The sequence below is a fragment of the Arsukibacterium sp. genome (assembly GCF_041616895.1).
Lineage (GTDB): Bacteria > Pseudomonadota > Gammaproteobacteria > Enterobacterales > Alteromonadaceae > Alishewanella.
Window position 1 is genome coordinate 1 of record NZ_JBFJPY010000130.1, and the last position, 6147, is coordinate 6147.

The following is a 6147-nucleotide window of genomic DNA, read 5'->3' on the forward strand; positions in this document are numbered from 1 at the left end:
CAGCGTTAGCGCCATAGCAGAAGATTTAACCACTGTTTATCGGCTCGCCATGCAGAAAGATCCGCAACTGCTGCGGGCAGAAGCGGTTCGAAATGCGGCCAGAGAGCGGATTGATATTTCTAAAGCTCGTTTATTGCCGCAAGTTAATCTAACTGCGGGTTACAGCAAAGGCATGCGTGAAAGCCAGACGTTTATTGGCGATAACCTGGTTAATGTTGAAATAGAAACGACGGGCTGGGATGCGCAAGTTGGGCTTAGTCAGTCTATTTTTGACTGGACCAACTGGAAAAGCCTGAATACCGCCGAAAAACTGGCTATGCAAAGCCAAACTATTCTGGATGCAGAAATACAGGCACTGATTGTCCGGGTGTCACAAGCGTATTTTAACGTACTCGAAGCCGTCGACGGCTTAAGCTTTGCTGACGCTGAAAAACGGGCCATAGAGCGGCAGTTAGAGCAAACCAAGCAGCGCTTTGCAGTAGGCTTAACCGCCATTACCGACGTACACGAAGCGCAAGCCCAGTTTGACAGTGCAGTCGCCCGCGAAATTGCAGCCCAAAACTTACTGGAAACGGCCCGCGAAACCTTGCGTGAAATTACCGGCCAGTATCATAGCGAACTGGCCAGTTTAGACACGGACAAGTTTGATACCGTGCTACCGTCACCGGCAACTGCTGATGCCTGGGTCGCTCTGGCTGAAGAGTTAAACCTGAATATCAAAGCCAATAAACTGGCATTGGAAGTGGCGCAGAATGATATTGAGAACGCAAAAGCCGGTCACTATCCAACACTTAGCCTGGATGCATCCTATGGCACTGAAGACGGTGAGGCGGACAGAAAATTCAATGGGATGGTACAAAGTAGTAATCCGCCACGGTTCGATAACAGCAGTATTGGTTTAAACTTGCGGGTACCACTTTACAGTGGTGGCGGTACTGTTGCAGCCACCGACGTTGCCCGCGCCAATTATGTTGCGGCCAGCCAGGATTTAGAGCAAAGCTATCGCACCGCGGTGCGCCAGGTACGGGTGTCGTTTAATGACATTAATGCCAATATCGCCACCATTCGTGCATTAGAGCAAGCGGTAATCTCTGCTGACAGTGCGTTAAATGCCACAGATGCTGGCTTTGAAGTAGGTACCCGTACCATTGTTGACGTGTTGCAAAGTACCCGTAACCTGTTTGAGGCCCGCCGCAATTTGTCTGCTGCCCGCTATAACTATGTTATCGCTATTTTGTCGTTAAAACAGGCGGCGGGTAACTTGTCAGAACAAGATTTACTGGCAATTAATCAGGCGTTAGTCGACTAATATTGTTTAAGGTTCACCGTATTTGCGGTGAACCTCCTACCAGTTTGGTCTGTTCTGACCGGATTTTTTCGTTACAATAGCCACATTACTTACTTTTGAGACAGCCACTGTGGTTAATGCTCCCCGATTTAGCTGGCGTTTTTTACTTCCTCAATACTGGCTGTTATGGCTGGGTGTGGCACTAATGTGGCTGATAAGCTGGTTGCCCTATCGGGTGCTGATGTTAATGGGCAGTGGCGTCGGCGCCCTGCTGTATAAACTTATGGGCTCCAGGCGTAAGGTCGCAGCCCGCAATATTGCCTTATGCTTCCCTGATATGCCCCCGGCTGAGCAACACAGCTTGCTTAAAGCAAACTTTGCCGAATCTGGTAAAGCCCTGTTTGAGACTATTATTGGCTGGTGGTGGCCAAACTGGCGGGTACGAAAACTGGCTCACTTTTCAGGTTATGAACATATTGAAGCCGCGCGGGCAGAGGGCAAAGGTGTACTACTGCTGGCAGCCCATTTTTTACATCTGGAAACCGCGTGCCGGGTGTTTGGCCTAACCCATCCCAGCGTGGGGTTTTACCGGCCACACAACAACCCATTGATGGACTACCTGCAATATCATGGCCGTAGCCGTGCCAACAAATACATGATTGGTAAACGCGACGTGAAAGGGCTGATCCAGGCGCTTAATCAGCAGGAAGTATGCTTTTACCTGCCTGATCAGGACTATGGCCGTAACCGGGCTGAATTTGTGCCTTTTTTTGCTGTAGCGCAAACCGCCACCACTACCGGCACATTACTGTTTGCCAATGCCGCCAACTGTGTGGTTATCCCGGTCTATACTTACCGTTTACCGGGGTATCAGGGCTATCAGGTTGATGTGCTGCCTGCCTTTACGGCTTTCCCCAGCGGCGACGATAAAGCAGATGTCACGCGGGTTAATCAGTGGGTTGAGCAAGCCGTATTAAAGCACCCTGAACAATATATGTGGTTGCACCGCCGCTTTAAAACCCGGCCGCAAACCGACGATCCGTCACTCTACAAACCAAAAGCAGCCAGCACTGGTGGGAGGGAATAACGATGGGATACTGGATCCGCACCCTATTTATTCTGGGGTTACTGGTGATTGCTGGTTATTTTTTACTGACAAAATCAGAGCTGATTTTTGAGAAAGAAACCATGAATAAGGCGGCCCTTGGTTTCAGCGAATTTTACAGTAAAATTCGCGGTAATCAGGCGGGAAATAACGAGCAAAGTGACTTTCATATTGCTTTGCCCGATACCAGCGGTCAGTTAAGCCGTAATCTGGCGCAACGTGGCCGGGAAGTGCTGCCGGCCGAAGCAAACTGGCAAGGGCTGGTTACCGATCGTCGTTTTCGTGCAGGAGAAACGTTAAAAACCACTCTTAGTAATTATGCGCAGCGCGAAGGCATTGCCCTTTACTGGACCTTGCCACGGGATTACGTGGTAAAACAGTATTTTCAAACTGACACCACCTTACTTGGCACGGTATATAGCATTGGCAAAGCGGTAGCGCCGGACTTTGCCGAACCGGTGCTCACGTATTTTTGCCCTAACGAGCGTGCTGCAGTCATTACCAACCGGCTTACGCCTTATTTAAAGCAGCATTGCAAGCCGATCAATGCGGGATAAGCATACCACGAGTCAGGCCCTACCCTGGCATCGTGGTTAAGGAAATAATAACTGCCACACCTGATGCACCGCATCTCTGGCGTCTGCCAGCCGGCTTTCGGTTGGCACCCTCGCAGGCGCCAGCGTCAGCCGGTGGCCCCAGCCACGCAATAACTGATAAGCCTGTTGCAACGAGGCAACCTGTTCTGCTGACAACAATCCGGCCTCAGCCGCGGCATCCAGGATCCTGATATTATCACTGTACCGATATAGCGCTGGGTAAGCGTGGCCATGCGCCAGGACCAGGTACTGACTTATAAATTCCAGATCGACAATACCACCGGCACTGTATTTTACATCATCGTCGGCACTGCCATGATGACTACGTAGCTTTTGGCGCATGGCGGTGACATCGGCGCGCAACTGCTGAGGGTCGCGCTGTTGCTTAATAATATCTGCCCGTATTTTCTGGAAACAGCTCATCATCCGTTCAGAGCCGATAATTAAGCGGGTTCTGACCAAGGCCTGATGTTCCCAGGTCCAGGCTTCCTCCTGTAAATATTGAAAATACGTATCGATATGGATCGCCAGCAAACCGGAATTGCCAGAGGGCCTTAACCTGGTATCAATTTCGTATAATACGCCGCTGTTGGTGCGGGTGGTTGCCAGATGCAATACCCGCTGTGCTAGTTTCAGGTAAAACTGGCGTGAATCTATCGGTTTTTCTCCACTGGTACTGGCCAGGCTGTCACACTGATGCAAAAATACCAGATCAAGATCGGAACCATAGCCAAGTTCAAGCCCCCCCATTTTGCCATAAGCCACCACCGCAAAACCGCGGTCATCATCACTGGCCCCCACTGGCAGGCCATAACGTGCTGTCATTTGTTGCCAGGCCAGCGCAACCACCTGCTCCATCACTACTTCGGCTAACCAGGTTAAGTGGTCGCTTACCTGCATTAATGGCAAGGCACCACTGATATCTGCAGCAGCGATCCGCAACTGCTGCGCCTGCTTATACTGGCGCAATATTTCCATAAGCAGTTCTAAGTCATCTTCCGGCACCCGTAATAAATATTGACGCAACCTATCCTGATAATCTGCTTTGTTCGCCACCCGATAGAGCTGCTCCGGATCAATCAGTTCATCGAGCAACATCGGGTAACGTGCCAGCTGCTCTGCCAACCAGCCACTTTGGGTACATAATTTCACCAGCTGCTGTAAGGCCGCCGGATTCTCATACAGCAATTCGAGGTAGGCCGTGCGGGTCATAATTTGCCTAAATACCCCAAGCACCCGGCCAAGTACCAAAGTGTCGGCCTGCTCTGTCTGGATTAAATGCAATAAAATCGGCACTAATTTACTGAGGAATTCATGACCACGTGGGCCAACGCTTCGTTTCTGACAATCCTGGCGAAAGGCTTGTAAATCGGTAATAAGAGCGATAGCGGAAGCCGTATCCAGCCACTCCAGCTGCTCCGCTAAATCAGCGGCGGCCAACTGACTGCCCCATAACAAACGTCCCACCCCAAGCTCTTCCTGCTCCGGGCTATCTTCATGATCAATCACCAGCTTAAACTGCTGATGCACCCGGGCCATGGTATCCACAATCTGCTGATGCAAGCTTGGCCAGTCCGCTATATTCAGTGCCGCCAGTAGTTGGGCCCGGCCGCTGGTATCTGCCGGCAACGTTTGGGTTTGCTTATCGTCTATGCCTTGCAGCGCCTGCTCAACCTTACGTAGGAATAAATAATCTGACTTTAATTCTGCGGCCTGACTCGCCGTTAACATCTGGTGTTGCACCAGCCCTTGCAGGGCTTTTAACAGGCTTTGTTGTTGCAACTGGGGGATGCGGCCACCACGGATTAACTGTAATGTCTGAACAACGAACTCTACTTCACGGATCCCTCCGGCACCAAGCTTAATATTGTCTACCCGATTACGGCGCCGGTTTTCCTGCTCAATCAGTTGTTTCATCCGCCTTAGCGATTCAATTGCAGAAAAATCAATATATCGGCGGTAAATAAAAGGTTTCAGCAGTTGCTGTAATTCTGCCGCATGCTGCTGATCAGGGTTTAACACCCGGGCTTTGAGCAACGCATAACGCTCCCAGTCGCGGCCCTGCTCCTGATAATAATCCTCTAATGCTGCAAAACTCAGCACCAAAGGACCACTGTCACCAAAGGGCCGTAAGCGCATATCGACCCGATATACAAAACCATCGGCAGTGGCCTGATGTAACGCCGCAATCAGTTTCTGACCCACTTTGGTAAAAAACTGTTGATGCTCAAGTGCTCTGCGGCCACCGCGCGTTTCACCATGGCCGGGATAAGTAAATATAAGGTCGATATCTGACGAAAAGTTAAGCTCTGCCCCACCTAGTTTGCCCATACCCAATATCAACATCGGCATGGGCTGCTCGTGCTGATCAAATGGGGTACCATTTTGCTGTTGTTGCAGCTGATAGGCCCATTGGTAAGCACTGTTTATTAAACAGTCTGCCAGCGCCGATACCCGGGCCAGCCCCTGCTCAGTCGTTTGTAGCTGATAAATATCAGCCGTTAGCAACAATGCCAGGGCCCGGTTACGGTAGCGTCTTAATTTACTAAAGATGGCCGCCTCGTCAGTCAGTTCAATATGACTAAGCGGATCGTGCCAAGGGTGGCTGATGGCTTGCACCACGGCGTCTTTATCCAGCACCAGCTGCAGTAACTCTGGCTGTTGGCACAGCGTCCGGCCTAAAAATAAGCTGGCCTTTAGCAGGCTGGTCAGTTGTTGCTGGCGACCCGGGGCCAGTTCGCTGCCGTGCAATTGTGCAAACGCTTCCTGCCAGTAATCATGGGGCTGAGTCATAACGGCTGCACACCGGTTGTTTCATTAGCTGGCGCTGACATAGGCGGTAATAACAGTACTGCCAGCGCCAGCAACAACCGGTTGTAAGCGCTGTAGTCAAATACCACTATGCCTTGCTGTAATTGCCCTGCCAGTTGCCGCGCCTGTGCGCTATAGTCCTCATACTGTAATGCGGCAAGCTCAGCACTGATCGCCCGCAAAAAATCAGCGGCTTGCACTAACAGGTTAGACTGAGCTGGCTGCACCTGCGGATAATTAACCGCCGAATGGGGCATTTGCTGATGTAGAGAGCTCCGGTAAAATAGCGTTTCAGCGCATTGCAATGCTTTCAGATTGGCAATTAAGCCTTGCTGAGAAGCGCTTGG

Annotated in this window: 5 protein-coding genes; 3 read left to right on the forward strand and 2 right to left on the reverse strand. The window is 50.9% G+C overall.

What is annotated here, in order from left to right; translation table 11 throughout:
- The 3 genes from tolC to ABY802_RS15280 form a co-directional block, all read left to right on the forward strand.
- Positions 1–1309: outer membrane channel protein TolC (gene tolC, locus ABY802_RS15270; RefSeq protein ID WP_372627985.1), on the forward strand; the 1309-nt coding region annotated here is incomplete at its 5' end.
- A gap of 109 nt (positions 1310–1418) precedes the next feature.
- Positions 1419–2375 (forward strand): LpxL/LpxP family Kdo(2)-lipid IV(A) lauroyl/palmitoleoyl acyltransferase, encoded by a 957-nt coding sequence (gene lpxL / locus ABY802_RS15275; RefSeq protein ID WP_372627986.1) that lies wholly within the window; start codon positions 1419–1421, stop codon positions 2373–2375.
- A gap of 2 nt (positions 2376–2377) precedes the next feature.
- Positions 2378–2950: a TcpQ domain-containing protein gene (locus ABY802_RS15280; protein ID WP_372627987.1), complete on the forward strand. Its 573-nt coding sequence runs from the start codon at positions 2378–2380 to the stop codon at positions 2948–2950.
- Between the two features lie 36 nt (positions 2951–2986).
- On the opposite strand, the gene glnE is transcribed toward ABY802_RS15280, so the two are convergent.
- Both glnE and ABY802_RS15290 read right to left on the reverse strand, forming a co-directional pair.
- Positions 2987–5782, reverse strand: a complete 2796-nt coding sequence (glnE, locus tag ABY802_RS15285; protein WP_372627988.1) for a bifunctional [glutamate--ammonia ligase]-adenylyl-L-tyrosine phosphorylase/[glutamate--ammonia-ligase] adenylyltransferase — start codon at positions 5780–5782, stop codon at positions 2987–2989.
- A partial coding sequence (locus tag ABY802_RS15290) for a hypothetical protein (RefSeq protein ID WP_372627989.1) occupies positions 5779–6147 on the reverse strand: 369 nt, incomplete at its 5' end. The genes glnE and ABY802_RS15290, both read right to left, overlap by 4 nt.